This window comes from Sandaracinus amylolyticus (genome assembly GCF_021631985.1).
GTDB lineage: Bacteria > Myxococcota_A > Polyangia > Polyangiales > Sandaracinaceae > Sandaracinus > Sandaracinus amylolyticus_A.
The window spans coordinates 1,054,282-1,080,847 of the sequence record NZ_CP070225.1 but is presented as its reverse complement, the minus strand read 5'-3'; the positions used below and the strand labels follow the sequence as shown (position 1 = coordinate 1,080,847).

Annotated in this window: 20 protein-coding genes; 9 read left to right on the top strand and 11 right to left on the bottom strand. The window is 70.3% G+C overall.

Annotated features, from left to right (window positions below):
• Positions 1–2: 2 nt before the first annotated feature.
• Both I5071_RS04470 and I5071_RS04465 read right to left on the bottom strand, forming a co-directional pair.
• Positions 3–779 (bottom strand): hypothetical protein, encoded by a 777-nt coding sequence (locus I5071_RS04470; RefSeq protein ID WP_236604133.1) that lies wholly within the window; start codon positions 777–779, stop codon positions 3–5.
• Between the two features lie 334 nt (positions 780–1,113).
• The gene (locus tag I5071_RS04465; RefSeq protein ID WP_236604132.1) at positions 1,114–1,668 is read right to left on the bottom strand and encodes a CHRD domain-containing protein; all 555 of its coding nucleotides are present in this window, start codon (positions 1,666–1,668) and stop codon (positions 1,114–1,116) included.
• 30 nt (positions 1,669–1,698) lie between these two features.
• Between I5071_RS04465 and I5071_RS04460 the strand changes: the two genes are divergently transcribed.
• The 3 genes from I5071_RS04460 to I5071_RS04450 all read left to right on the top strand — a co-directional run bounded on the left by I5071_RS04460 (position 1,699) and on the right by I5071_RS04450 (position 4,739).
• On the top strand, positions 1,699–2,196 hold the full coding sequence (locus I5071_RS04460; protein WP_236604131.1) for a hypothetical protein: 498 nt from the start codon (positions 1,699–1,701) through the stop codon (positions 2,194–2,196).
• A gap of 100 nt (positions 2,197–2,296) precedes the next feature.
• Positions 2,297–2,560, top strand: a complete 264-nt coding sequence (locus tag I5071_RS04455; RefSeq protein ID WP_236604130.1) for a hypothetical protein — start codon at positions 2,297–2,299, stop codon at positions 2,558–2,560.
• Between the two features lie 859 nt (positions 2,561–3,419).
• Positions 3,420–4,739, top strand: a complete 1,320-nt coding sequence (locus tag I5071_RS04450) for a transposase (RefSeq protein ID WP_236604129.1) — start codon at positions 3,420–3,422, stop codon at positions 4,737–4,739.
• A gap of 394 nt (positions 4,740–5,133) precedes the next feature.
• Here I5071_RS04450 and I5071_RS04445 read toward each other — a convergent pair whose 3' ends face one another.
• Positions 5,134–6,399: a bifunctional nucleoside/nucleotide kinase/histidine phosphatase family protein gene (locus I5071_RS04445; RefSeq protein ID WP_236604128.1), complete on the bottom strand. Its 1,266-nt coding sequence runs from the start codon at positions 6,397–6,399 to the stop codon at positions 5,134–5,136.
• A gap of 136 nt (positions 6,400–6,535) precedes the next feature.
• On the opposite strand from I5071_RS04445, the gene I5071_RS04440 reads away from it, so the two are divergent.
• Positions 6,536–7,312 carry a HEAT repeat domain-containing protein gene (locus I5071_RS04440; RefSeq protein ID WP_236604127.1) on the top strand — a complete coding sequence of 259 codons (777 nt, stop codon included), beginning with the start codon at positions 6,536–6,538 and terminating at the stop codon, positions 7,310–7,312.
• The gene (locus tag I5071_RS04435; RefSeq protein ID WP_236604126.1) at positions 7,309–9,393 is read left to right on the top strand and encodes a PQQ-binding-like beta-propeller repeat protein; all 2,085 of its coding nucleotides are present in this window, start codon (positions 7,309–7,311) and stop codon (positions 9,391–9,393) included. Before I5071_RS04440 ends, I5071_RS04435 begins: the two co-directional genes overlap by 4 nt.
• 140 nt (positions 9,394–9,533) lie before the next feature.
• On the opposite strand, the gene I5071_RS04430 is transcribed toward I5071_RS04435, so the two are convergent.
• A complete protein-coding gene (locus I5071_RS04430; RefSeq protein ID WP_236604125.1) occupies positions 9,534–10,790 on the bottom strand; it encodes a sterol desaturase family protein in 1,257 nt (418 codons plus the stop codon).
• Between the two features lie 39 nt (positions 10,791–10,829).
• Here I5071_RS04430 and I5071_RS04425 point away from each other — a divergent pair, with 39 nt between their 5' ends.
• On the top strand, positions 10,830–11,348 hold the full coding sequence (locus tag I5071_RS04425) for a putative immunity protein (RefSeq protein ID WP_236604124.1): 519 nt from the start codon (positions 10,830–10,832) through the stop codon (positions 11,346–11,348).
• 85 nt (positions 11,349–11,433) lie between these two features.
• Positions 11,434–12,162, top strand: a complete 729-nt coding sequence (locus I5071_RS04420) for a ferredoxin--NADP reductase (protein ID WP_268921210.1) — start codon at positions 11,434–11,436, stop codon at positions 12,160–12,162.
• Here I5071_RS04420 and I5071_RS04415 read toward each other — a convergent pair.
• Positions 12,153–12,623 (bottom strand): hypothetical protein, encoded by a 471-nt coding sequence (locus I5071_RS04415; protein ID WP_236604122.1) that lies wholly within the window; start codon positions 12,621–12,623, stop codon positions 12,153–12,155. The two genes, I5071_RS04420 and I5071_RS04415, sit on opposite strands and share 10 nt — an antisense overlap.
• Before the next feature lie 147 nt (positions 12,624–12,770).
• Between I5071_RS04415 and I5071_RS04410 the strand changes: the two genes are divergently transcribed.
• A complete protein-coding gene (locus tag I5071_RS04410; protein WP_236604121.1) occupies positions 12,771–14,705 on the top strand; it encodes an ABC transporter substrate-binding protein in 1,935 nt (644 codons plus the stop codon).
• A gap of 2 nt (positions 14,706–14,707) precedes the next feature.
• On the opposite strand, the gene I5071_RS04405 is transcribed toward I5071_RS04410, so the two are convergent.
• The 4 genes from I5071_RS04405 to I5071_RS04390 are packed head-to-tail and all read right to left on the bottom strand — an operon-like array spanning position 14,708 to position 17,476.
• Positions 14,708–15,220, bottom strand: a complete 513-nt coding sequence (locus I5071_RS04405) for an AgmX/PglI C-terminal domain-containing protein (RefSeq protein WP_236604120.1) — start codon at positions 15,218–15,220, stop codon at positions 14,708–14,710.
• 34 nt (positions 15,221–15,254) lie between these two features.
• Positions 15,255–15,959, bottom strand: a complete 705-nt coding sequence (locus I5071_RS04400; RefSeq protein WP_236604119.1) for an alpha/beta hydrolase — start codon at positions 15,957–15,959, stop codon at positions 15,255–15,257.
• A complete protein-coding gene (locus I5071_RS04395) occupies positions 15,956–16,756 on the bottom strand; it encodes a hypothetical protein (RefSeq protein WP_236604118.1) in 801 nt (266 codons plus the stop codon). The genes I5071_RS04400 and I5071_RS04395 overlap by 4 nt, the downstream gene beginning before the upstream one ends.
• Positions 16,757–16,762: 6 nt before the next feature.
• A complete protein-coding gene (locus I5071_RS04390) occupies positions 16,763–17,476 on the bottom strand; it encodes a Crp/Fnr family transcriptional regulator (protein ID WP_236604117.1) in 714 nt (237 codons plus the stop codon).
• A gap of 106 nt (positions 17,477–17,582) precedes the next feature.
• On the opposite strand from I5071_RS04390, the gene I5071_RS04385 reads away from it, so the two are divergent.
• Positions 17,583–19,220: a helix-turn-helix domain-containing protein gene (locus I5071_RS04385; RefSeq protein ID WP_236604116.1), complete on the top strand. Its 1,638-nt coding sequence runs from the start codon at positions 17,583–17,585 to the stop codon at positions 19,218–19,220.
• Here I5071_RS04385 and I5071_RS04380 read toward each other — a convergent pair.
• Together I5071_RS04380 and I5071_RS04375 are read right to left on the bottom strand one after the other, a co-directional pair.
• Positions 19,217–20,035 (bottom strand): ankyrin repeat domain-containing protein, encoded by an 819-nt coding sequence (locus tag I5071_RS04380; RefSeq protein WP_236604115.1) that lies wholly within the window; start codon positions 20,033–20,035, stop codon positions 19,217–19,219. The genes I5071_RS04385 and I5071_RS04380 overlap by 4 nt on opposite strands.
• A gap of 24 nt (positions 20,036–20,059) precedes the next feature.
• Positions 20,060–26,536 (bottom strand): RHS repeat-associated core domain-containing protein, encoded by a 6,477-nt coding sequence (locus I5071_RS04375; RefSeq protein WP_236604114.1) that lies wholly within the window; start codon positions 26,534–26,536, stop codon positions 20,060–20,062.
• Positions 26,537–26,566: the final 30 nt, after the last annotated feature.

Genomic DNA, 26,566 nt, shown 5'->3' with positions numbered 1-26,566 from the left:
GATCAGGCGGCGTCGCTCGAGGGCGCGCCTGGCTCCTCGCCACCGGGCTCGCCCGGCTGGTCGAGCATGCCGGGACGGCGCGGCGAGGGCTTGATGCGATCGGCGAGCTCGTCGAGCCCACCGAGCTGGAAGAGCGCGACGCCGAGGTTCGCCGCGATGCGGAACGTCCGATCGTACGCCGCCATCGCCGCGTCCTTGCGGGCCTGGGTGCCCTTCGCCGCGCTCTCCTCGCGCGCGACCAGCGCCATCGCGGTGCGGAGCACGTCGACCTTGGTGACGAGATCCATCGCGAGGCCCTCGCGGTCGAAGCGCACGTGCTCGATGCGCGGCGCCGGGAGCGCCACCGCGGTGTCGCCGAGCACGTCCGCGAGGTTGCGCGCGTAGGTGAGCGTGCCCTGCGGGTCGGGCGGCGAGGGATCCCAGAGCCCCAGCGTCTTGAGCGCGACGTCGCCGAAGCTCGCCTGCACCAGCCCGCGGACCGAGATCACCAGCTCGTACACCGCGCGATGCGCGCGATCGCGCTCCTCACGGGCGTGCGAGTCGCCGTTGATCTCGCGGTCGTGCGCGCGGTCCGCGTCGATGAGCTCCGACGTGCTGCGCTCGAGCGCGCGCGCCGCGATGCGGATCACGAGCTCGATGTCGGGCATCACCTCGCGCCGCCCGAGCAGCTCGCTGCTCGCGGCGCGAACGCCCTGCCCCGCCTCCGGCGCGTACCGCTCGAGCGTCGCGACCACCGTCCGGCTCGAGCGCTCCCGATCGATCACCTGCTTGCTGGCCATGTCGTGTCTCCGTGCGAACCGTCGCGCGGCGCCCCCGCCGCTGCGTACGGCCCCCTCATCGGAGCCCGCTCGCGGCCGTTGCGCGCGATCGGCACGCGCCGGTCACGGGGAACGGCGATGCCGCGCGGCGTGCCGGCGCGATTCGGGCGAAATGGCGAATTCGCCCGAGTTTCGGTCCCCAGAGCCCCGAAATGGCCATTTGGCGGGTCTGGGGAGCGTTGTGCCGACCGACCTGGTCACGACAACGCTGCCCAGAGGCTCGAAATGGTCAATTCTCGCGAGTTGACCAGCAGAATCACTCGACTTTCCGGAATCGCCGCGGCGCCCGGGCGCGTCAGTCGATCTGCGCGCGAATCTCGCCGGGGGCGCAGGCTTCGGTGTGGATGTTCACGTAGGTGCGGCCCTCGCGCACGGCGTCGAGGAACGCCGGGAAATCGGCGGGCGCGCCCTCGGGCGGCGCAGCGGGATAGTCCTCGGCGGTGAAGATCTCGTCGATCGGGCTGGTCACGTCGGCGAACGGCAGGATCACCGGGCCCGCCTCGCCGGGATCGCCGAAGTGGATGTGGCCCGCCGTCGCGGCGCCCGAGAGGCCCGAGTAGGCGAGGTTCACGACGCGCAGGCTGAGGTCGTCGGGATCGATGGTGACGGTCCCGGAGCCCATGGCGTCGGCGCCCGCCGCGGTGCAGACCGGGACCTCTTCGTCGGTGGTCAGCGACAGCGAGTCACTGAACGGCTCGTCGTCCTCGTCGTCGCCGCAGGCGACGATCGCGAGCCCCATCACGATGGCACCAATCAGTTTCAGCACGTTGCTCGACATGCTGTCGTCATAGCCACCTGCCGCTGCCGCCAATCCCAAGGCGGACGAGCCGATGGCGCGGGGGGCGTGCAAGCGCGCGCGAGACGAAGGATGCTGCGGCCCGTGCGCGCGAGGACGACGAAGCGGGCGTGGATCGGCATCGGGATCGTGGTGATCGCGGCGAGCGCGAGCGCGCAGGACACGGACCCGCTGCTCGCAGCGCGATCGAGCGATCCGCTCGAGCTCGGGCGCGTCGTCGATCGAGTGGGCGACGATGCGGTCGTCGCGCGCATCGCGAGCGAAGAGCTGGGCGCCGACGTGCGCCTCGCGGCCGTGCGCGCCGCGCCGGCGATGCACGCGCCGGAGCGCGCGCTCGAGGCCCTCGCGGCGGTCGCGGCGGGCCGTGATCCCGACCTCGCGCCCGCGGCGGCCCACGCGATGCTCGACATCGCGCGGGCGCTCGACCCCCAGGCGCTCGACGCCCGCGAGGTGATGCGCGAGGAGCTCGCGCCCGCGCGCGCGGCGATCGCGGCGATCCTCGACGACGAGAGCGCCCGCGGCGACATCCGCCGCGCCGCGGGGATCAGCGTCGAGATCCTCACGTCCCTCGGGGTCCCGTGACGCGCGTCGCGCTCGCTCCGATCGCGCTCGTCCTCATCGCGTCAGCACGCCGTGCGAGGGGCTGAGCTGCGGCCCCTGCGCGCCGCCCCTGCAGCTTCGGGTGTCGCGCGCGAGCGGCGAGCCGCCGGTGAACGTGATGATCGAGGGCGCGGACGCGCATTGCGGCGGCGGAGCCGGCGAAGCGGTTTGCACCGTCGACGAGCTCGCGCTCGGCACCCACACGTTGGTCGTGCGGAGCGACGGCGAAGGGCCGGTCACGCTCACCGTCACGCTCGAGCGCGACGGCGGTGGGTGCTGCAGCTGCGGATACCAGCCGATCGTTCGCGACGTGGTCCTCGGCGCGACGGGCGACAGCGGCGTGTAACGCTCGAGTCCCCGCCGATCGTGCTCGCGGCGTGATCTCGAGGACGCGCTCGTCGGCTTGCGGCGGCGTGATCTCGAGGACGCGCTCGTCGCTTTCGAGAACGTGATCTCGAGGACGATCTGGGTGCTCACCGTGAGGCTTCGGTGTGTACGTTCGCTCGAGGGCGCGCTGGCGCGCGCTCGCGCTCACAGCTGTTTCGTTTGGGTCTCGGCACGCGGGCCGCTCGTGGTGGGGTTGCTTCGCGGTGGGCGCGATCTCGAGTCCCCGCAGATCGTGCTCGGGGGCGCGATGTCGAGGACGTGCTCGATCGTGACGCTCGTCGCGTCGCGCTCCGCGCGCCGAGACGAACGCTCGCACGCGACGTTCGTGATGCTCTGTCCGTCGCGCTCCGCGCGCCGGACAGAGCAGTCGGGCACTCACCCGTGATGCTCGTTCGATCGCGCTCCGCGCGCTCGCCCGAGCAATCCCGTGATGCTCGTTCGATCGCGCTCCGCGCGCTCGCCCGAGCAATCCCGCGCGCCAGCGCGCACACGCGCGAAGCGCGGTGCGACTCGCGAGCGTCGGGGACGCGGCGAAGCGCGGCCCCGTCGCGAGCCATCGTCCACATCACCTCGCGAGGCGGCAGAACCGCGGTACCGGGGGCGATGGGGTGGGTCCGGCGGCCCCGTGCGACGGGGGCTCGCAGACGCCGACCACAAACTGACGACAGCGTCGCGGCAGAGCGCGAAGCGCGCGCCGCGACGCGTCCAACCTCGCCCGACGCTCGCGCCCTTCCGTCAAGCAGCCCGCGAGTCGGCTGTAGGAGAGTTGGGGACGCCTCGAATAGACAGTCGAAACTGCCGTGCAGGAGGTCGTCCCCGTGGGCAAGCGTACCTATCGAACCGTCGAGATCCAACACGTCGACGCGAGCAAGCTCGCCAGTGCGCTCGGAGCGAGCTGCATCGTCGCGATCGACCTCGCGAAGACGAAGATGTTCGCTGGCTTCGCGAGCGCAGCGGGTCGCTGCGTCGAGATCGTGCGCTTCGAGCATCCGAAGCAGACGCGACTGTTCCTCGAGCTGCTCTGCCGTCTCCGCGAGCTCGGCGTCGCGCTCGAGGTCGCGATGGAGCCGACGGGCGTCTACGGCGACGCGCTCCGCTACCAGCTCACGCTGCGCGAGATTCCCGTGTTCCGCGTGGACGCCAAGAAGGTCCACGATGCAGCCGAGCTGCTCGACGGAGTGCCGAGCCTGCACGACGCCAAGGCGTGCACGCTGCTCGCGCATCTCCACGCGCAAGGCATCTCGAAGCGCTGGAAAGAGCGGAGCGCAGTCCAGAGGGCGATGCGCAGTCTGATCGACGAGCGCGACCTCTACGCTCGACCTTTCGAGACCGCGTACGGACGGCTCGAAGCGCTCGTCGCGCGTCACTGGCCCGAGCTCTCCCAGCACCTCGACATGGACGCCGCGTGGCACCTGCACTTGCTCTGCGAGATGCCCGGGCCTGCCGAGGTCCGCGCCAGACGCGGCGATGCGGTCGAGCTGCTCCGACGCGTCTCGCGCGCGGCGCTCTCCTTCGAGCGCATCGAGCAGATCGTCGGCTGCGCCGTCGGCTCGCTCGGCGAGTCGATGCACGATCAGGAGCGCTCGTTCCTTCGCTCGCTCGCACGTCACATGCTCTCGTTGCGCGAGCACATCCGCGATGTCGACAAGCGCATCGAAGCCGAGCTCGCCAATCATCGCGAGCTCCACTCGATGCGCGCCGCGTTCGGTGCCGTCACGACCGCTGCGCTCGTCGCCGACCTCGGCAATCCCGCCGACTACGAATCGTCCGCGTCCTTCGAGAAGGCGATGGGCCTCAACCTCAGGGTCCAGAGCAGCGGCAACAACGCCGGGCAGCACACGATCCACATCACGAAACGCGGCCCCGGACGGGCGCGTAGGTATCTCTTCCTCGCGGCGCTGCGCTTCGTGCAGAGCGACCCCGTCGCGCGTGAGTGGTACCGAGCGCGAAAGGGCTACCGCGCCGAGATCAAGCTCAAGGCAGTCGTCGCGCTGATGCGGAAGCTCGCGCGCGCGATGGTGCACGTCGCGCGAGGAGCGCCCTTCGATGCGACCAAGCTCTTCGACACACGATCGATGACCGCCGTGACCGCGTCGCCTTCACGCGACGCGGGCCAATCTTCGCTCGTCGGCTCCTGACGGCGAGCTTCGCGCTCTCTTCCCTTCGCTTCCGCTCCAAGGCGCGAAGATCGAGCGGGTGACGCTCACCTGGAGTGCTGGAGCCCCGAGAGGCTGCACCGCGAGTCCCAGCGCACCCTCGAGATCGACGCGGCGGGCGAAATGCCCAACGAGGCCGACCCGACGCCGCTCACGTGGACGTCCGACAAGACAGTTCGGGCCTATCCGTCCCGTCGCTCTCCGATCCGACCGCCTGAAGCCACCGCACACCAAGCCTCGTTCGCGGCGAGTCACCTCGCGCAAGAAGGGCCCGGTGTGCGGATCAGCGGGTGCGAGAAGCGCCCGATCCGTCGATCACGCGCGTCCGCACTTGACTACGACAGCACTCCGGCCGCCGGACCCACCCCATCGCCCCTTACGTGGGGGCCTCCGCCCGATCCGGCTCCGGCCCCAGCTCGAATCGTTCCTCCATCACCCCGTAGGTCGCCGGCGTCAGCTTCACGAGCGTGTGCAGCGGAACGCTCAGGTGCGGGCAGTCGCGCGGCGGCTTGTCCATCAGGTACGCGTAGAGCGCGCGCAGGATCGCCTGGTGCGCGATGATCAGCACCGGGCTGCGCTCGCGCTCCAATTCGACGATCACCGGCTCGAGCCGGCGGATGACGTCGCGATAGCTCTCGCCGCGCGGGTAGCGGTAGTCGAACTTGTCGCCGCTGCGCGCCTCGAACTCCTTCGGCATCGCGGCGCGGATCTCGTCGTACGTCATCCCGTCGCAGTCGCCCGCGTCGATCTCGTCGAGCGCGCGCCACTCCACCGTGCCGCGTCCCAGCAGTCGCGCGGTCTCGATCGTCCTCCGCAGCGTGCTCGTCCAGATGCGGATCTCTCGCTCGCCGACCTCGCCCTCGACGTAGCGCGCGAGGTTCTGCGCGAAGCGACGCCCTTGTGGCGAGAGCCCGGAGTCGCCGCCGATGCGGTGCGCGACGTTGTACTCGCTCTCCCCGTGCCGCGAGAGATAGATGGGCCGCGGGATCGTGTGGATGTTCATCAGGAAGAAGACGAGCCGCGAGGGCAGGAACCCGTCGACGCCGGACGCGACGAGCTTCCGGCCGACGTCGATCAGCTTCACGTAGCTGCCCTCGTCCTCCTCGACCGTCTCGTAGACCTTCTCGTACTGCGCGATGCGGGCGCGGAAGTCCGCGACGGCCTGCTCGGGGTCCATGCCGACGTAGTCCGGCATGTGCAGCTTCGTCTGCCGGATGTTCGACGCGATGACCGTCTCGTCCTCGCAGATCGACTCGACGAACACGACCTGCAGGCCCTGGGCGCGACAGCGATCGGCGACCAGCGCCCGCCGCTCGCGCGTCGAGTTCGTCGCGTCGTAGATGCCGACCTCGCCGCCGTTCGCGAACCACGCGAGCATGTCGGCGAGCGCGGCCATCGCGACCTCGGCGCGCGCCGCACGTCCCTCGGGGTTCGTCGGATCGAAGAACGTGTGGCTCATCTGCGAGCCGACGCGCTCGCGCCGGTAGTTGCCGACGTTGAAGACGCGCGTGCGATAGCCGAGCCACGAGAGGTAGCGCATCACGCGGCGCGCGATGTGCGTCTTGCCGCGCGCGGGAAGGCCCACCATCACGAGCGCCAGCCGTACGGACGCCGGGCGATCCCGGCGCGGTGCGTTCGCCATCGGGGGACGATGACACGCGCGGGGGCGCGTCGGAACGGCGATCCGCGCCTCGATCGGGACCGCCTTGCGCACGAGGCCGAGGCCTCGATACACATCGCGCTTCTCCCGGGGGATTTCGTCGATGCTGCGCACACCCATGTCGGCCGCGATCGTCGCGGCGCTGTCGGGCCTCGCGCTCGCGCTCGCACCAGCGCGCGCGGCGGCCCAGGACCTCACGCTCGATCAAGCGACCCAGATGCTCCGCTCGTCGGATCACGACGAGGTGCAGACCGCCATCCAGTCGATCGGCCTGCTCGGAAGCCCGCGCGGCGTGGAGCCGCTGGCGGCGCGCATCCGCGACGGACTGGCGCCCGATCTGCTGGAGTCGGCGATCGACACGCTGACCGTGCTCGGGCGCGCCGAGGCGGGGCCGGTGCTCTTCGAGCTCGTCACGCACCGGCGGCCCGAGGTGCGGCTGCGCGCGGTGCAGGCGATCGCGGCGACGCGGCCGCGGGGCGCGGACCGCGCGCTGGTGAGCGCGCTCTCGGACAGCAGCGCCGAGGTGCGGAGCGCCGCGGCGACCGCGCTGGGCGATCTCGGCGCGGCGAGCGCGGCGGAGTCGCTCTTCCTCGCGCTCGATCGCGGGGTGCCCGAGGCGGGCCCCGCGCTGGGCAAGGTGGTGCGCGCGGAGCACGTGGGGCGGGTGCTCGAGTACCTCGGGCGGCTGCCGTTCTCGCAGATGCAGGGCGTGCTCGACGAGATGCTGCGGCGCCGTGATCTGCCGTCGCGCAGCCGGCTCGACGTGGTGGCGCGGCTCGGCGAGCTCGCGACGCCCGAGGTGCGGACGTTCTTGAGCGAGTGGGCGAGCGCGCAGCCGGCGAACGACCCGGTGCGGCGCGCGGCGGAGGACGTCGTGGCGAGGATCGCGCAATGAAGGCGACGCGATGGATCGGCGCGATCGCGATCGCGCTGGTGGGCTGCGGCGGCTCGCAGGGGCTCGCGCACAACTTCCCCGATGATCGGCCCGCCGACGTGCGCGCGGTGCTCGATCGCGTCGCGGCGGCACCGCCGCGGCAGGAGCCGGGGATCGTGGTGGGCCTGACGCCCGCGCCGATGCGCCTCTGGGCGTACGACGTCGCGGCGGGCCGCGCGCTCTGGGAGCAGCCGGCCGAGGCGGAGACGACGCCGCAGGTCGCGGGCGACTACGTCGTCGTGCAGGAGCCCTCGGGCATCGTGGTGCGGCGGCTGTCCGACGGGAGCGTGGCGACGCGGTTCGGCGACGACGAGCTCTCGATGACCGGCGCCGACGGCGAAGGCCCGCTCGCGGCGATCGCGCTCTCGACCGGCGGCGCGGTGGGCGCACGCTCGCGGCTCGTCGTCGTGCAGAACGGCGGGGTCGCGTGGCAGCTCGGGGTGGAGCAGGCGATCGGCGAGCCCGCGGTGCGCGCGGGGATGATCTTCCTGCCCTGGGCGCAGCAGAACCTCTCGGTGCTCGACGCGAGCGGCGCGGAGCTCGCGCGGGTGCGGTTCACGCGCGGCGTGGTCGGGCACGCGCTCGCCGACGAGCGCGCGATCTTCTTCGGGCAGCAAGGGCTGGCGCAGCTGAGCGAGCGGACGACGTCGGCGCCCGACGCGCCGTGGTTCCAGCCGGTCGCGCGAGAGCTGCCGGGCAACCCGGGGCTCCTGCGCAACGCCTACGAGCCCCCGCCTTCGCCGACCAGCGCGACGCACCACGTGCGCTTGGTCTGGCGCGCGGTGCCGAGCGACGGGGACGTGTCGCTGCAGGACGACACGATCTACCTCGTGTTCTACCGGCTCGTGTTCGCGCTCGGCGCGAACGACGAGAGCGTGCGCTGGGTCGCGCAGCTCCCGGCGGACGTCGTCGGCGCGACGGCGAACGAGGCCGGCGTGGTGGTCGCCGACGAGAACGGCGGGCTCTTCTCGCTCTCGCGCCAGGACGGGCGGGTGATGGCGAGCGCGCAGACCGGACAGCCCGCGACGTGGGCGCACGTCGCGAGCGCGTCGCTGCGCGCCGGCGCGCCCGAGGGCGAGGCGATGCCGCTGCGCGATCAGCTGCTCGCGGCGACGCAGAACACCGACGCGCGCCTGGTGCCGGCGCGGGCGTACGCGGCGCGGCTGCTCGCGTCGATGCCGGAGCCCGAGGTGACCGCGAGCCTGGTCGCGCTGTGCGACGACCGATCGCTGCCGGCGCAGCTGCACGCGGCGGCGTGCGACGCGCTGGCGCTGCGCGAGAGCGGCATCGAGCACGTGACGAGCGCGCTCGAGCGCCATGCGTCGTACCTCGCGGGCACGAGCGCGCCGCCGGTGGGTGCGCTGGCGCGCGCGGCGGCGCGGGCGAACGAGCGGCGCGCGGTGCCGCTGCTGATCGCGCAGCTGCGTGATCCGCAGACCCCGGCCGACGATCTCGCCGCGGTCGCGCAGGCGCTGCAGGCGCTCGGCGATGCGAGCGCGCGCGAGCCGCTCGAGGACTTCGTGCGGCTCTATCACGCGGAGAACGACCAGACGCTGGCGCGGCCGCTCGCGGCGGCGATCACGGCGTACACGGCGCTCGCCGGGCCGGCGTCGCAGGAGACGCTGCGCTGGGTGATCGACGATCCGATGTCGATGCCCGCGGCGCGCGCCGCGGCGCAGCAGGCGCTGACCGCGCTGACCGCGGCACCGGCGCAGAGCGAGACGAGCGCGCCCGCCGAGCCGACGACGACGACCAGCGAGACGACGACGAGCGCCGAGCTCCCGGCGCGCATCACCGGGCCGCTGCTCGATCAGCTGATGGCGCCGATCGACGACGAGCTCGACGCGTGCCTCACGACGCCCGAGCGCTCGCACACCCAGGCGCGCGTGGTGATCGCGGTCGAGCCCGACGGCACGGTCACGACGGTCACGGCCACGCCGAGCGAGCTCGCGGCATGCCTCGAGCCGATCGTGCGCTCGAGGACGTTCCCCGCGACGCGGGCCCGCACCCGGCAGAGCGTCACGTACACCGTGCGTCGCTGACGGAGCGGCCCGCCACGGAGGCGGCAGAGCGCCGATGGCCATCGCGCGGCGCGAGACGAGGGCTCAGCGGCAGCCGGTCGCGAGCACGCACCGGAGCCTACTTCGGTAGGTGAGGAGCGCGCGCAGCGAGCGGCTGACGATCAGCCCTCGGATCGCGCCGCGTCCTTCCCGGTGGAATCTCCGGCCGAAGGTTTGGTCCACGCCGCCTCGCCGGGGGCGAGGGTCGGACGCTCGCGCGACTCGGTCGATCCGACGAACGGAAAGGCGAGCTGCTTGAGGAAGCCGAGCGGCACGTAGTCGCCGACCACGCCGTAGCGGTTGGGCCACTTGCGATCGGCGGTTACCGCGGTGCCGAAGAGGTAGTCGAGGAACGCGAAGTGCGCGGCGTAGTTCCGATCGATCGCCTCGGTGTCACGCGAGTGATGCCAGTGGTGGAAGTTCGGCGTGACGATCAGATAGCGCAGCGGCCCGAGGCGCACGTCGACGTTGGCGTGGTTGAACACGGCCTGGAAGCCGACGACGATCACGTAGACGTCGATCACGCGCTGCGAGAACCCGAGCACGAAGATCGGCGCGAGCACCATGATGCGCGTCGCGATCAGCTCGAGCAGGTGCTGACGCGATCCCGCGAGCCAGTCCATGTGCTCGGCGCTGTGGTGCACCGAGTGGAAGCGCCAGAGGAACGGGACCTCGTGGTAGGCGCGGTGCGTCCAGTACTGCACGAGATCGGCGACGAGGATCACGAGGAAGAGCTGCAGGAGGAAGGGCAGCGACGTGACGAGCGACTGGACGGTGTCGCTCACCGCCCAGCCGAAGACGCCGTGCACGACGCGGTTCGTGATCAGCAGCACGAGCCCGACGATCAGGTGGTTCACGAAGAAGTGCGTGAGGTCGTTCTGCCACTCGGCGCGGAAGATCGGCTGGTCGCGGCGCAGCGGGAAGAGCTTCTCGAGGAACACGAAGACGAGCGTCGAGCCGAGCAGATCGAGCACGAAGAAGTCGAGCCCGACGTAGGGCGTGTGATCGGGGAAGTCGCCGATCGGCACGGTGGGCCCGCCCAGCGCCTCGGCGAGCGCGACGATCGCGAAGGCCGACGCGGCGAGCCAACGACGCCGCCCGAGCACGATGTTCACGAGCGCGAGCGCGCCCGAGACGACCATCGCGCCGAAGAGCGCGTAGCGCAGCGTCTGGACGTCGTAGACGTGGCGCAGCTCGGGCGTCGAGAGATACGCCGGGAAGTGGAACCCGATCACCGCGAGCAGCGAGAGGATCGCGAGCACGAGCGCGATGACACCGGTGAGGAGCCCGCTGCCGGGCGCGAGCGCGCCGTGCGAGGTGGCGAGGCGCTCGAGCTTCTCGACCGTGGGCGCGACCACGAGCTTCGGTTCGTCGGACATGGCTGGCGACGATTCTGCCTCGATCGCTAGAGTGCGAGCGTGCCGATCCTTCCGAAAGAGCGTGACCCTCGGCTGATCACCATCCGGCGCGGCGGGACGCTGACGGACGAGCACCACCGACTCCTGGCCGAGTGGGCCCTGTCGTGTGCGGAGCACGTGCTGCACCTGTTCGAGGGACACGAGCCGAGCGACCGCCGGCCCCGCGAGGCGATCGACGTCGGGCGAGCCTGGATCCGCGGCGACGTGCACATGCGCGACGCACATCAAGCCGCCTTCCGGGCGAATGCCGCGGCCCGCGGGATGCCCGATCCCGCGAAGCTCGCGGCGCTGTCGGCGGGCCAAGCCGTCGCGGTCGCTCACGTCGCCGCCCACGAGCTGGGCGCTGCGGCGTACGCCATCCGGGCGGCCGGCGCAGGTGTCCCTGCCGGCGACGCTGCCCGCGCTCGGGCCGAGGAGCGCGAGTGGCAGCGGGCCCAGCTCCCTGCCGCGATTCGCGAGCTCGTCCTCGACGATCAACGACGCCGCAGCGCGATCTGCTGGCACGCCTTCGACGACTGACCGCGCGCTTGCGATCGCGCGCGCCTCGCCCGAGAGAAGGCTCGACGCGCACGCCTTCCGAAGTCAGCCTGCGCGCCCTCTCGCCATGCGCCGCATCCCCGCCGAACTGCATTCCGTCGAGCTCGTCGATGCGCGGATGCTCTCGCCGACGGTGCGCGAGCTGGTGTTCCGCACGGTGGACGGCCGCGGGTTCGACTTCCTCGCCGGGCAGTGGGTGAAGCTGCACCTCGGCGGAGGGATCGATCGCGACTACTCGATCGCGAGCGCGCCCGACGCGAGCGCGCCCGATCGCTTCGCCCTCGCGGTGACGCTGGTCGAGGGCGGACCGGGCTCGGAGCGGCTCCACACGATGGAGCTCGGGACGCGCATCGACGCGCGCGGCCCCAACGGGCTCTTCGTGCGCGAGGACGCGGAGCGCGAGGCACCGGCGCTCTACGTCGGCACCGGCACCGGGCTCGCGCCGCTGCGCGCGATGCTGCAGGAGGAGCTGCGCCGCGAGGACGGGCCGCCGCAGGTGCTGCTCTTCGGATCGCGCACCGAGGAGGACATCCTGTGGCGCGAGGAGCTCGAGGGCTGGGCCGCGCGGCACCCGCGGTTCCGCCTCGAGCTGACGCTCTCGCGCGCCGACACGCGCATCTGGAAGGGCCGCTGCGGCTGGGTGCAGCACCACCTGCACGAGCTGATGCCGGCCCTGCCCGGCGCGCCGCACGTGTACGTGTGCGGCCTGTCGAAGATGGTGAGCGAAGTGCGGCGCACGCTGAAGGAAGAGCTGCGGCTCGACCGCCGCCACGTGCACTCCGAGCGCTACGACTGAGGCTCGTCGCCCTTGCGGCTCGGCCGGCGCGGGCGCCCCACGTGGGCCTCGGGCTGCGCCGCGTGCCGCTCGACCGCCGCCTCGGCGATCGACGAGCTGTGCTGCCCGAGCAGGTACCCCGCGATGCTCGCGAAGAGGCCCAGCACGGCGAGGATCTTCTTGTAGCCGTAGCCGCCGACGATGATCAGCAGCGCGCCGAAGACGAAGAGCGGGATGCAGAACGCGGTCACCGTCGCGGGTGTCCACGCCTGCTTCATCCGGATCATGTGCAGGAGGATCCCGACCAGCGTGATGCACGCGACGACCGACACCGCGATCGTGATCACCACCATCGGCTCGCTCACCGGGGTGTCGCGGGCCTCGGGATCGTGCTGCTGGGCCAGGACCTGTGGCGAGGTCGCGAGACCCCACACGACCACGAGCGCTCCGAGCGCTCGGACGTCCTTCCAACGCGTGGTCATCGAAACGACCCCCGGTCGTTCATCCATGCGCACCGGCGGGCGCACCCCAACGCACTCGATGAGTGTCACCCCGCGGGACGACTACATGTCGTTTCCTTGATCCCTTGCTCGCCCTCTGGCACGCCCGGCGGCATGATGGCCGACGCGATGCCCCTGCCCCTCGAGCTCCTCGACGGAGCCCGCCCTGCGCTGCGTCGCGCCGCCCTCCTCACGCTCCTGCCGCTGGCCGCCGCCCTCGTGTTCACCGGCTGCCCAGGGGGCCCGGGACAGCGCCCGATCGGCACCACGCCGGCGCTCACCACCGACGATCCCGACGCCGAGGGCGACCTCCGCGACGCCGAGCGCGCGGCCGAGGACGGCCGCTCCACCGAGGCGGCCCAGCGGTTCCGGGACTTCCTCGCCGAGCACCCCGACGATCGGCTGGTGCCGCTGGCCGAGCTGGGCCTGGGGCGCGTGCTGCTCGCGAGCGGCGACGCGCAGGGCTCGCTCGAGCGCTTCGAGCGCGCCGCGACCAGCGACGACGAGGTGGTCGCGGAGCGCGCACGCTTCCACCGCGGGGTCGCGCTGCACCTGCTCGGCCGCAGCGCCGAGGCGATCGACGTGCTCACGCCGCTGCGCGGTCGCCTGGTGGATCCCGAGAGCACGTCGCTGCTGCTGCGCACGCTCGCGGCGGCGTCGATGCAGACCGGCGATCCGATCACCGCGCTCGGCGCGCTCGACGATCTCGTCCGCGCCCAGACCTCGGAGGCCGACACCAACGAGGCGCGGGCGCGCATCGAGGCGATCGTCACGAACGAGCTGCCCGCCGACCTCGTCCCCCTCGCCTACGACACCCTCGCGCGCGACGGCACGTCGTGGCCGCAGGTCGCCCTGCGCGCGATCCGCGCGGCCTACGACGCGGGCGACGTCGAGCGGGTGCGCGCGATCGCCGGCGATCTTCGCTCGCAGGGCGTGGAGCTCTCCGAGGAGCTCGCCGCGCTGGTGCTGCGCGCGGATCGCATCGCGACCGCCGATCCTCGGGTGATCGGCGCGATCCTTCCGCTCTCGGGGCGCGGTCGCGAGATCGGACAGCGCGCGCTGCGCGGCCTGATGCTCGCGGCGGGCACGCCCGCCGAGGGCCCGCCGCCGCCCGACGCGCCGCAGCTCGTGCTGCGCGACGACGCGGGTGATCCCGAGCGCGCGGCGCGCGCGGTCGAGGAGCTGGTGTCGACCCACCGCGCGATCGCGATCGTGGGGCCGCTCGATGGTCCCTCGGCGGTCGCGGCGGCGCGGCGCGCGCAGCAGCTCGGGGTGCCGCTGATCACGCTCTCGCCCGCGGGCGACGTGACGAGCGCGGGCCCGATGGCGTTCCGCTTGTTCCCCAGCGCCGAGGGCGAGCTGCGCTCGCTGGTGCGCGCGGCGCGGGCGCGCGGCGCGTCGCGGTTCGCCGCGCTGCACCCCGAGTCGCCCTACGGCACCGCGATGCGCGATGCGCTGGCGCGCGCGGTCGCGGCCGAGGGCGGCGAGATGGCGACGAGCGCGAGCTACGCGCCGACCGCGACGAGCTTCGGACCGCAGGTGCAGCAGATCGCGGCGGGCGGCGCGGACGCGGTGCTGGTCGCGGACAGCGGGGCGCGGCTCGCGCTGATCGCACCGGCGCTCGCGGCGGGCGGGATGTGGAGCACGATGCCGGGCGCGGCCCCGCCGCCGCGAGGACGCCGCATCGCGCTGATGATCCCGAGCGTCGGGTTCGATCCGCGGCTGCCGCGCACTGCGGGTCGTTACCTGCAGGGCGCGCTCTTCAGCGTGCCGTTCCACGCGCCGACCGCCGAGGGCGAGGCACGCTCGTTCACCGATGGGTTCATGGCGCGCTTCGCGACCGAGCCCGATGCGTTCGCGGCCTACGCGTACGACGCGTTCGGGCTGGTGCGGCGCGCGGTGGCGTCGGGCGCGACGAGCCGCGCCGACGTCGCGTCGTGGCTCGCGGCGGGACGCGAGACGCCGACGGCAGGCGCGAGCGGCGGCCTCGGCTCGGCCCGCGAGGCGAGGACGGCGACCCGGCTGCTCGAGCTGCGCGGAGAGCTCTTCGTCGCTGCGCAGTAGCGCTACTGCGGCGCGGGCTGCAGCGAGAACGGGTAGCGCACCGCGATGTCGTGGGCGGCCTCGGGGAAGTGCCAGTGCTGCGCGTGCTGCGCGATGCAGGTGCCGAGGGTGTCGACGCCGGTGGTGTTCTCCGCGACCTCGGTGGACACGACGTTGCCGGTCGCCGAGATGTGCATGAGCACCGCGACGCGCCCCGCGGTCCCCGGCGTCGCGTGCAGCGCGTTCTCGTAGCACTGGTGCACGTCGGTGAGCTGACCGGTGACGACGTGCTGGACGATCTCGGGCGTGAGGCGCTCGGGCGGCGCGTCCGAGGGGCTCGCGGTGACGACCTGCTCGTCGAACTCGAGGTTGTGCTCGGGCGTCTCGTGCGCGGTCGGGCCCTGCGACGCGACCGCGGTCGACTCGCTGCCCGCGGTGTTGCCCCCGGTGCTCGCCGCGCGCCGTGGACAGTTGCCGCCCGCGCATCCCGAGAGCGCCAACACGATCGCCGCGATCCCGCCCGCTCGCTGCATCATGCGCGCGAGCAGTAGCCGGACCCCGCGTCGCACGTCAATCGCGGGGCGCGAGCACGCGATGCGCGAGCGCGCCGAAGCGCTGCAGCGCGACCGGGGGGATCTCGTGGCCGCCGCGGAACGGCACGAAGTCCACGTCGACGCCTGCTTCCTTCATGCGATCGCGCAGCAGCTCGGCGTTCGGGAAGGGCAGGATCGGATCGAACGCGCCGTGGCTCTGCATCACCGGCAGGCCCGTGCGCGACGCCATCTTCGGCGTCCAGATCGACTGCGAGAGCAGCGTGCCCGAGAAGAGCGCGAGGCCCGCGAGCGGACGTGCATCGTGGAGCGCGACGTCGACCGAGAGCATCGCGCCCTGCGAGAAGCCCCCGAGGATCAGCGAGCTCGGCCGGAGGCGCTGCTCGATCGCGTCGAGCATCGAGACGACCTTCGTGCGCGCCTCGTCGATGCCCTCGGGCACCTCGTTCGCGAGATCGCGCGCGCGCCCTTCGCGCATCATCCGATCGAGCGCGACCATGTCGATCATCCACCACGCGCGGCCCATGCCGTAGACGCGCGAGAGATCGAGCGGCGCCTCGGGGAACACGAAGCGCGTGCCGCGCGGCACCTGGAGATAGGGCGCGAGCCCGACGAGGTCCTCGCCGGGCGCGCCGAACCCGTGCAGCAGCACCACGACGGGGCCCTCGCCTTCGCTCTCGCCGACGATGCGTGCGTGCAGATCTCCGAGCCGCTCGATCTTCATCGCGAGAGGGCTAGCACGACCACGACGAGCACCGCGAGCACGCCCACGCCGATCACCGCGGTGCGACGCTCGTGGGGCGGAGGCAGGCGCGTCTCGGGATGCGCGATCAGGATCGCCGCGCCGAGGAAGGGCAGCGCGGGCAGCGCGCGCTCCATCGCGATCACGCTCGCGGCGGTGAGCGCGAACGCGACGCCGAGCGCGATCATCGTGCGGCGCACGCCGAGCTCGAAGCGCCGCGACACCGTGAGATAGAGCGCGACGAACACCAGGTCGCCGATGCCGAGCAGCGGCTCGATCGCGTCGGTGCCGAGCATCGGGAACGGCAGCGCGAGCACCGAGAGCAGGGGCGCGGACTCCAGCGCCGCGGCGCTGGGCCCGGCCGGGCTGAGCACGCTCCACACGTCGGCGAGCGACGACACCACCGCGACGATCACGACGTGCCCCGGGTGCTGGATGCGCGCCCCGACGACCCCGCCGGACACCGCGCCACCGGTCAGCAGCGCGACGATCACGATGGCGCTCGCGGCGATCCCACTCCCGCGCGTCGCGACCAGCGCCGCGAGCACCGCGACCACCGGCACCCAGGCCGCGAGCGCCCGCGGCGGCAGCGCCCCGATCGCCGCGCCGCCCGCGATCGCCATCGCCGACACGGCGCCGAACCCGAAGCCGAACACCGCGAACGCCGCGCCCGCGCTCGATCGCGGATCGATCGGCACGAGCGGCGCGACGAACGCCGCGAGCACGAACACCGCGACGCACGCCGCGAGCACCCACGCGAACGCGCGTGCCCCGACCACCCGTCGCTACGAGCCCTTCTTGCGCCCGTACGCGATGGACTCGAGCTTCGCGATGTCGAGCACCTCGATCAGATCGGGCGTGACCTTCAGCGCGCCTTCGCGCTCCAGCAGCGCGAGGCCGCGCGAGATCTCCTCGCGCACCGTCCCGAGGCGTCCCGCGACCGTCTCGGTCGTCAGATCGCGCACCAGGTGACGCGAGTCCTCGCCGCGCAGCTCGCGCGCCGCGGCCAGTGTGCACAGGAACGACGCGAGGCGCGCCGGCACCGTGCGCAGCGACAGATCGCTCACCAGGCGCAGCGTCTTGTCGGCGCGGTGGGCCCGCAGATCGAGCATCACGCGCAGGATCGCCGGGCGCTTCTCGCCGAGCGACGCGATCGTCTCGTTCGAGACCAGGAGCGCGCTGCCCGCGCGCATCGCGATCGCGCTCGCGGGATAGACACCGCCGTCGAAGCGGACGCCCTCGATGATCGGACGGCCGGGACGCGCGAGGTAGATGATCTGCTCGCGTCCGTCGCGACCGCTCTTCGTGAGCTTCACCTCGCCGGTGCGCACCACGAAGAGGCCTTCGGCCGCCTGACCTTCGCTGAAGAGAGGCGCCGCACGCGCGACCTTCCGCACCTCGGCGGCCTCCGCCAGCAGGTGCAGGTCGGGAGCGGGGAGCTGGCCGAGGATGGGCACGTCCCGGAAGAGCTCGTCGGCCGAACGAGGTGCGATCGCCATCGTGGTCACCGACCATATCACGACCATCCCGTTTCGCGGCGAGAACGTGGCGCGCGTGACACGCGTGGACCGGATCCGTCTCGGCTCGGGATATAGTCGAGCCCGAATGGCGGCGGAGCGCACCGCAGCGGAGGGAGCATCCGCGGGGATCGGCGGCGCCGCGGCGCGCGCGTTCGTGGCGGTGCGATGCCGCGATCGCAGCTGGATCGTCGACGTGCCGCTGGGCGAGTCGATGCTCGCGGGTCCACGCGGGGAGGCGCTGGTCGCGGTCGACGGCATCACCGAGCCGCTCGGATCGCAGGGCTGCATCGCGTGGAACGGGCGGACGCTCTCGCTGCGCGAGACCGCGCGCGCCCCGGAGATCTTCCTGGGCGGAAAGCGCATGGAGAGCCCGGTCGAGCTCAAGCCGGGCGACGAGCTCACGATCGGCCCGGCTCACCTGGTGGTCGGGATCAGCTCCCCCGATCTACCGGCGACCCGTCGCGCGCTGACCCACGCCGAGTTCAAGGAGCGGCTCGCGGAGGAGATGGCGCGCGCCGGGCGGGGCGGTCGTCCGACCGCGCTGGTGATGGCGCTGGCGCGGAGCGGCGAAGGCGGCGTGCTCCTCGGGGCTGCGCTCGACTGCTTCCGCGCCGGGGACGTCGTCGCGAGCTACGCCCACGACGAGACCGAGATCCTGCTGCCCGACACGACGCGCGAGCGCGCGCTCGCGGTCGTGGAGCGCGTCCTGCGGGGCGTGGAGCTCGACGGGGTGATCGTCGCGTGCGCGGTGGCGCCGAAGGACGCGGATCACCCCGAGCGCCTGATGCGCGCGGCGCGCCTGGCGCTGCGGATGCAGCTCGAGGAGCGAGGCCGGGTCCCGGTGTCGCGGCCGCCCGAGGACGACCCGGTGCTCGACGATCCCGCGAGCCGTCGCGCGGCCGAGCGCCTCGAGGTGCGCGCCCACGCGCGCGGCCCGATCCTGCTGACCGGCGAGCCCAGCGCGGGGAAGGTCGCGTTCGCGCGGCGCATGCACCGGGTGGCGGGGGGCGGCCCGATGGTGGTGCTCGCGTGCGCGCGCACGACCGATCCCCGGGCGCTCGAGTCCGCCCTCGACGAGGCCGCCGAGGCGCGCGGCGGCACGCTGATCCTCGACGAGATCGGCGAGCTCACCATGGACGCGCAGGCGCGCTGGCTCCCGGTGCTGCGCGCGCTCGAGCCGGAGGCGCGGCTCGTGGTGACGAGCCATCGCGATCTGCGCGCGCTCGCCGAGCGCGGCGCGTTCCACGCGGAGCTCGCCGCATATCTCTTCGCGCGCGACCCGATCGCGATCCCGCCGCTGCGGCAGCGGCCCGACGACGTGGTGCCGCTCGCGACGCGCTTCGCGATCGAGGCCGGCGCGCGGGTGCCGGTGCGCTTCTCGGCGGGCGGCCTCGCGCGGCTGCGCAGCTATCCGTGGCCCGGCAACGTGCTCGAGCTGCGCAACGCGATGGAGCGCGCGGTGCGGCTCGCGGGCGGCGGCGAGATCCTGGCGGAGCACCTGCCGGGCGACAGCCTCGCGGCGGCGCAGGGCGACGGTCGGCTGCGCGAGCACGTCGACTCGGTGGAGCGCGACGCGATCGTGAAGGCGCTCGCCGAGGCGAACCACAACCAGACCCACGCCGCCAAGCGCCTCGGCCTCTCGCGCCGCGCGCTGATCTACAAGATGGAGAAGTACGGCCTGAAGCCGCCCCCCGGGCAGAACCGCAGAGGCGGCCGCGGCTAGCGCCGAGACGTCGCGCGGTCGTAAGCGTCTTTCAGGAGGGCGCGGATCTCCGGATCGTTCTGGGCCTGCTCGTACGGCAGCCGCCCGACCGCGTCGCGCCGGGTGGGATCTGCACCGCGAGCGAGAAGCAGCTCCGCGAGCTCGGTGCCCTTCCCCTGTGCGGCTTCGGAGAGCGGCGGCAACGCTCCCGGAGGAAGCGGCCCGTTCGGATCAGCACCGTGCGCGAGCAACAACTGTACGATCCGAAGATTGAGCTGATACCGAGGCTCGGCTTTCTCGCGCACACGAGGCCAGTGGCGACCCACGCTGTGAATCGAGGCTGCGCCGACTGCGATGCAGAGGGCCGCCGTCGCCGCAGCGCCCCAGTCGCGGCCCCCAGCCTCGAGGATCTTCTGGACCTGCTTTTCCTTGCCGGACGAGACCGCGCTCGAGAGCGACTCGCGCGCGCCCGCGCGCCGCAAGAACGCCGCGACGAGCGCCGCCTCCTCCTCACGGCTCTCGCCCGTCAGATCGAGCGGCGTCCGTCCCTGTGACGTCGCTTCGAGTGCCGCACCCCGAGCGACGAGCAGCTTCGCCATTCCGAGCTGCCCCTGCTCGGCCGCGACGTGGAGCGGCGTCCGATCCAGCGCGTCACGCGCGTCGACCGGCGAGCCCTGATCGAGCAGCCACGCCGCGCACTTCTCCGCACCGACCGCCGCACACACATGCAGGGCCGACTCCCCTCCCGGTCCCACCGACGCGAGGCGTCCTCTATCTCGCGCCGCGAGAGCCTGCAGCCCCGCGAGATCGTCCTCTTCCAAAATCTCTTCGAGCATGACCACTCGTATAGCGAAAGCACACTAGTTCGTGAAGTTCCTTACCGTATGGACGCCATCGACCCAGACGTTGTAGTCGATACTCGTGACGCGTGTAACGTTCGCTGGATCAGCGTAGTTCAGAACTACCGAGATCCTTACGTCTGAACCGGCGTCAACAGCGTCAGCGATCTGTTGCTCCCACTGCATGAACTGACCCCGGTTGATATGCGGTAGCTGCCCGAACGTGTTCCAGAGTCCCCCATCTCCGCCGAGTGCCCGCGCGACCACGTGGCCCGCATCGTCGGTGGCTCGACCGCTCCTCAGTCTTCCGTGACGCGTCGCCGCTCGTGTCGCTCGGGTCCCGCGTTGCGCCCGAGCGGCCTGAGTCAGGACCGCAGTGACGCGCTCGATGCGCCCCAGCTGGCCCACCAAGACCCGGGTGAGAAGTCCGCTGCGATGGATGACGTGGTACAGGCCTGGCGCGTAGTGCCATGGCGCGCTGCCTCTGCGGACGATCCGAAGCGCTCGCAGGAACGGACCAGCGTTCGGTGACGCGCCGGCGGTGAACCCCTCGACCGTCAGGCTAGCGCCGGCGATCGCTTGCTCCCAAGGCTCGCTGTCGGGATCTGCGAGGGTTACTCCATCCATCCCCGCCCCTACCCAGGGGATCATGCTCAGCGGAACCTGAACGACGGCCAGACCGAGCTCGAGGAACGTGCGGCGCAGCGGCCCCGGCGTGCGATCGATCGCTGCCGTGTAGTGCAGCGCCGTGTCGACCCAGTCACCGCCACCACCGTCACGGGCGCTGGTAGACACCGACGGCTGTCGCCGACCGCGTGCCCACTCTCGGTATGCCTGGCGCGCTGCTTCACGCGCTGTCGGGGGGGGGCGCGGCGGAAGCGAAGCGGTCGCCTGGGCGCGCTGCTGAGGCGTGAGCCCGCCACCGAACACCTGTGCGAAGAACCCAGCGACCAATCCGAGGATACCAGCGCCGGTGTCGCCGCACCCTCCGTCACACCAGTCGAAACCGGTGGGGTCTACGAAGCGCAGCGGATTCCCGGCGGCATACGCATAGGAGTTGTACGACGAGCGATCGAGTGCGGAGTGGATGACAGGGTCGGGCGTAAGAAAGGAAGCCGTAACCGGATCGTAGAAGCGCCCGCCCATGTCGATCAGTCCGAGATCGTCCTCCTGGCGGTGCCCAGTGAAGCCCGTGTCAGTGTGTGGAACGCCGTCGGGCGGCCCCATCTCCGGGCTGAATCGCCCTCGAAGTCCGTAGGGCTCGAACTCGTATCGCTCGACGACCTTTGCGTCCTGATCGACCAGTGCCTCTGGAGAGCCGAGGTGATCGGCGAGATAGTAGAAATACTGACCGTCGACCTCCTCCGCGATCACCTGATTGCCGATGGCAATTCGCCGAGATTCGCCGATCAGTACGTCGCGCTCGAACGACGCTTCGTAGAGCCCCACGGTGATGGTCGAGTCGTCTTCCGTCTCGCGACGAACCCGTGCGCCGAAAGCGTCGTAGTCGAAATGCGCTTCGACACCAGTGCGCCCTCTTACCCACTCGGGAAGATTGAACGCGTTGTACGTCGCACGGAATCCGTCCGCAGTGGAGGTTCGGACGCCACGTTCATATTGCGCGTACACACCGGTCGCGCTGCCACGCTCAAGCAACTGATGCGGATGATCAGCATCGAAGCGTTGCTCGACACCGCGGTTGAGGGTCAGATTCCCAAACGCATCGTAGTCGTAGGTCCGCGCGACGTCGGGCTTCTTGTCATATGCGTAGATCAGGCGGTTGCGCAGATCGTATTGGTACTGCTGCTCGCCAGCCGTTCTGAGGTCGCGGCGAGACTCGAGATTGCCCTCGAGGTCCCATCGATGCTCGTAATCCTGCAGGACCTCTCCCGTCCACGTGGAAACGGCGCGAAGTCCGAAAAGCCGCGAACTATCCGTCCAGAACGACCGAGTGACCTCGATGCCATTCGGCAGCACCGACTCCGTCCAGCGACCGAGCGCGTCGTAGTCACCTGCCGACCAGATCCGGTTGCCGTGCTGATCCGCGACGTAGTCGAGCAGCCCACCGCGAGTATCGTCGTAGTGGTACTCCACCGCGAGATCGCCGCCGAGCCGCGTCGCAGGATAGTGAACGACACTCAGGCGATTCCGTGAGTCGTAGTCGTACTCGAACCGAACCCGATGGCTATCAATGCCAGTCTCCACAGCTTCGGGACGAGCATACTCGTCGTACTCGAACCAAGTTCCGGTGTTGTCGTAGCTGCGGAATCCAGCGTGGATCGTACCAGGAAGATCGACGTCCCACACGAACTCAGTCAGTCCGTCCTGAGTGTGGTCGATCGATTCGACCCGTCCGATGGCGTCGCGCCGAGTACGTGAGATCGGCTGCTCCGCATCAGCGTAGCCGCTGCACGCCTCGTCGGGCTTCTCACTTCCCTTCAGCTCAGCGACGACCTCACCGAACGCGTTGAGCTGGTGACACTGCCATCCCGAATCAGGATCGAAGGAACCGATGATTCGCCCGTAATCGTCACGCTCAACCCTCCACTGATGACCAGCATGGTCGACGACGGCCTCAAGCTGACCGAACGGGCCATAGACATATTCCGACTCGGAGGAATCCGTAAATTCATCCGAGCGGGCGACCCGGCCCGCAAGGTCGTAGGTGACACGGGACACGTGCTCGCGTCGGTTGATCGAGTAGTGCTCGCGACCAGCGTACACGTTGACCGCGAACCGGCCCCCATCGTGGAAGTCGGTCCATCGCACCCGGGACGCCGCGTCATAGGTGACCGACCGAAGCGCGTGCGGCTCAGGCAGGCCACTCGCATCGCGGTAGTGCGGCGCATGAAAGTGAGTCGGACGACCCTCCGCGTCGTACTCAATCAGTTCTTCGGTCGTGCCCTGCCATCCACGTTGTCGAAGCCGGTGCACGCGCCCGATGAGGTCGGTTTCCTGGGAGCTATCGACCCCTAGCCCCGCCAACCGAGTAAGGATGGTCGGAAAGCCATCAAAGACGTCACCTTTCGCGTAGGAGATCGCGATAGTCCCGCCATTCGTCGTGTGCGAGACGGGTCGTCCGAGCGTATCCACGGCAACACGGGTCTCAACTCCGCGCGCGTCGACTGCATAGACGGGAACTCCGCTGCGTGGATCGGTGACAGTGGTGGTCTCGTGACCGAGCGTGTTGAACTCGCGCTCAATGAACACGCCGTCTGCGTCGTAAGCGAAGGTCGTCGTGCGAGTCGCGAGATCCTCGCCGTCGTGTCCGGACCATGCAACGCGGTCGAGCAGAGCCGTGTCGGGATCGTAGGAGAGCGTCGCTTTGAGACCGCCATCGAGAGCCCGGACGTAGTAGATCCGCCCGAGATCATCCCAGTCATACCTGTGCGAACGTGTGGCCGTCTGACCGGAAGCCACGGTCGAAGTGACGGTCACAAACCTTGGCAGAAAGAGCCAATCCGCCGGACGTTCGTCGAATTCGAGGTAATTCGTCTCCGTGGTCTCCACGCCCGGAACTCGCACTACACTGCGGGCGAGCGCGCCTGACGACGAGTAGTCGAAGTCGTGAATGGTCGCACGGACGAGATCAGCAGGCGCGCCAGTGGGTGGCCGGCAGGAATTGACTGCCACACAAGCCGGTGGGCTCCCTTCGATCTGCCACGTGTGACTCGCCTCCTGATCGACCGTAACTGTCGTTCCTCCAGTCGTCAGCGCTCGAACACTTCGCTTGGTTTCGCTCCGCGTTACGATAGAGAATGCGTGCTCCTCGTCGCGAATCCACTCGGTTTGCAGCGAGACTTCTCTGGCAAACGGGTGCTCGAGGTCGTCGCTGGAGAAGTCCAGCTCTGTCTCAACAATGCTGGTTCGCGTCGCATCAGCACTGCGATGGAATTCGAAGCCGAGCCAGCCCTCTCCTCCAACCGACCACCTCGGAAACATGAAGTGATGGTCGTACGTCCTGCCCACGATATCCGTGTGGCTCCCCACCACCAGACGAGTTCCGCCACAGACATCCGGGTACGCGCACCCGTCGCGCGGAGCGACACAGATGGTTTCGTCGCAGCGCCGAGTGTAATAACCGAACGAGTACGCGAACGACGCCTGCTGCCTTCCCCCCGCGGCCACACTCTCCAAGAGATCGGACCGGCTATACACAGCCTGCGTGCCGATAGGCCGAGTGGGATCTTGGAAGCGTTCGCGCAACAGTTCGGGAATGCCATCACCGCTCAGGTCGAGCACGTGATTTCGAGGCCAGTAGCGCTCAGCCGGCTCACCGTTCGGAAACACGAAACGTCCCAGCGTCTCGGAAGAGGGTACGTACACCGGGCCTTGAGATTCGTATCCATTTGGAAGGCGGCGTGCCTCGAAGTGCTCTCCACGTGCCAGAAACACATCCGCGCGAGGAGCGGAATTCGACGTAAACCACACAGCGTCGAAGTCGAGCATCTCGCGCGCGACCTGCGCACCGACCGGCAGGGCCTCTCCGTTGGAATCCATGTACTCCGCGACAGAGTACACGACGAGGTCCTGGCGCCCGTCCCCGTCCATATCCGCGAGTTGCACGTCGTTTTCGCTGATATGTCCGAGCACCGGTAAATCGTCGCCTTGGACCTCGATTTGGATCGGCGCGAACGAACGACCGGGACCCTGGTTGATCCAGCCGACCAGAGCGTTGGGGTTTTGAAGGTCGAGAATGTCGACGAGTCCGTCGTCGTCGACGTCAATCAGAACCTGTGGACGCGTGACTCGACGCGTCTCGCCATCGACCTCGATCTCCTCCGTCGTAGGTGGTCCCGACAACGCTTCATAGGCGATGCACGGTTCATCAGCGTCGGGACAAGCCGGATCACCAGCGCGTCGATACATGCCGACGAACCAGCCCGACTCACCGCGGACCCAGAGGTCGTCCCGGCCGTCTCCATTGGCGTCGGCAATCAGCGGAGGCTGCGGATCGAAGCGGCCATTCGGCTTTTCAATCGAGACGAGCGACGTCCAAGTCGCCCAGTCCCCATCGGCCGCGTTCATCCGCACGCGCAGATGGCTATCAGGATCGTCGAGGCACGAGGTAACGATGTCGAACGCACCATCGCCGTTGAGGTCAGCGACAGTCACGGACGTTGACTGGCCGGCCGCGAGGCTCCGGCACGTATCCGCGCGAAGCGCCTCACCTGCCGGTTCCGTTCGGGTCGTTGTCCTATCCACCCGAACGAGTCGTATCGGCTTCACCCAGGGTTCGGCGCCGTCCAGACTGAAGTGCAGAAGCTCCCAGTAGCCGTTCCGATCGAGATCGACGGGGATGAGCGTCGTGGACGGATCGATGGCTGTCGACAGCACGTCACTACCATCAGTTACGCGCCACCCGTCCTTCGAGCGGTAGAGGATCACCTCCCGTTCGCCGCCGAGAAAAGGTCCCGCAAGAGACCCAGGCTGCTCCTCAAGGAAAGTCGACCCCTCCCAAGGAGACAACGGGAGAGCAGGTCCGGTCACCGTTACCGGAGGCCGCCCGGAGTCTCTGGTCCAGCTGAACGCAATCGGCTCGCGACACGTCTCGTCCGCGTCGCATTCGCGCACACTCTCAAGAACAGAACGGCCAGTCTCGCCGCGCCTGTGCCTGAGCTGATAGACCCTTGCGAGCGTGGCCGGTTCACCCGGCGTTCGAGGAGCGAGCACCTCCACGCGCTCGAGGAGACGCGTCGTACGTGCGCGGACGGTAGCGATCGTACGCGAGACGCGATCGGTGCGCTCAATGAAACTGAAGCGCACGACACGGTTGCCATCACCGTACTTTGGATGATCGGTGTACCGAATCTCGGTGGGCCAGTATTCTACCTCACCGGCCGCGTGGGTGACGTGACCGTAGGAGTAGACGATGGCATTCCCGGTGCGATCTTCGATGCGACTAAGTAGCCACGCGATCGCGGTATCACCGGACTGCAGAATCGCATCGGACCGCACACCGTACGTGACGCGTCGGCCGTCTGCATACGAGACGTGAAAGCCGTCCGGGACGACTTCTACTCGCGCGCCATCGTTGTGTACTCGGTACTCACCACCACCGAGGGCGCCGTCGACGCGAACAAGCCTCGTGTCGCCGAGGCAGAGTGGGTCTCCGCCGTCCAGCTGAGGGAGTTCATGCTCGCCGTCGAAAGCTACTTCCCGTGAGCATGGTGCGATCGCTGAGTAGCCCGCGAGCTCCCATCCCCACCCAGCGATCCCATTGCCCGCACGGCTGTTGTACTGGAGTGCGAGTTCCGGCGTCATTCCTGCTCGCCCGGGTGGCAGGGCAAACGAAATCGCGTATTCGGCGGATCCGTCATCCAGGACGGTCGGCGCGCCTTCGGTCCAACCGGCGAATCCCGACGCGGGATGCGCGAACAGATCCGCAATATCCGTTGGAATTTCTCGCCCAGTCAACGCGGCGGATGTAGCGTCGACCGCATCGTGTGCGCACGCCAGCGTGCACGTGAGCAGGCCAATCGTAGCGATTCGCTTCATCGCGGTCTCCCACCTCTAGTCCCAAAACGC

Excerpts from the sequence above, each read along its gene's own strand:
- I5071_RS04470 (WP_236604133.1), bottom strand. The coding sequence starts at position 779 with ATGGCCAGCAAGCAGGTGATCGATCGGGAGCGCTCGAGCCGGACGGTG.
- I5071_RS04445 (WP_236604128.1), bottom strand. The coding sequence starts at position 6,399 with ATGGCGAACGCACCGCGCCGGGATCGCCCGGCGTCCGTACGGCTGGCG.
- I5071_RS04440 (WP_236604127.1), top strand. The coding sequence starts at position 6,536 with ATGTCGGCCGCGATCGTCGCGGCGCTGTCGGGCCTCGCGCTCGCGCTC.
- I5071_RS04435 (WP_236604126.1), top strand. The coding sequence starts at position 7,309 with ATGAAGGCGACGCGATGGATCGGCGCGATCGCGATCGCGCTGGTGGGC.
- I5071_RS04430 (WP_236604125.1), bottom strand. The coding sequence starts at position 10,790 with ATGTCCGACGAACCGAAGCTCGTGGTCGCGCCCACGGTCGAGAAGCTC.
- I5071_RS04420 (WP_268921210.1), top strand. The coding sequence starts at position 11,434 with ATGCGCCGCATCCCCGCCGAACTGCATTCCGTCGAGCTCGTCGATGCG.
- I5071_RS04415 (WP_236604122.1), bottom strand. The coding sequence starts at position 12,623 with ATGACCACGCGTTGGAAGGACGTCCGAGCGCTCGGAGCGCTCGTGGTC.
- I5071_RS04410 (WP_236604121.1), top strand. The coding sequence starts at position 12,771 with ATGCCCCTGCCCCTCGAGCTCCTCGACGGAGCCCGCCCTGCGCTGCGT.
- I5071_RS04405 (WP_236604120.1), bottom strand. The coding sequence starts at position 15,220 with ATGATGCAGCGAGCGGGCGGGATCGCGGCGATCGTGTTGGCGCTCTCG.
- I5071_RS04400 (WP_236604119.1), bottom strand. The coding sequence starts at position 15,959 with ATGAAGATCGAGCGGCTCGGAGATCTGCACGCACGCATCGTCGGCGAG.
- I5071_RS04390 (WP_236604117.1), bottom strand. The coding sequence starts at position 17,476 with ATGGCGATCGCACCTCGTTCGGCCGACGAGCTCTTCCGGGACGTGCCC.
- I5071_RS04385 (WP_236604116.1), top strand. The coding sequence starts at position 17,583 with ATGGCGGCGGAGCGCACCGCAGCGGAGGGAGCATCCGCGGGGATCGGC.
- I5071_RS04380 (WP_236604115.1), bottom strand. The coding sequence starts at position 20,035 with ATGCTCGAAGAGATTTTGGAAGAGGACGATCTCGCGGGGCTGCAGGCT.
- I5071_RS04375 (WP_236604114.1), bottom strand. The coding sequence starts at position 26,536 with ATGAAGCGAATCGCTACGATTGGCCTGCTCACGTGCACGCTGGCGTGC.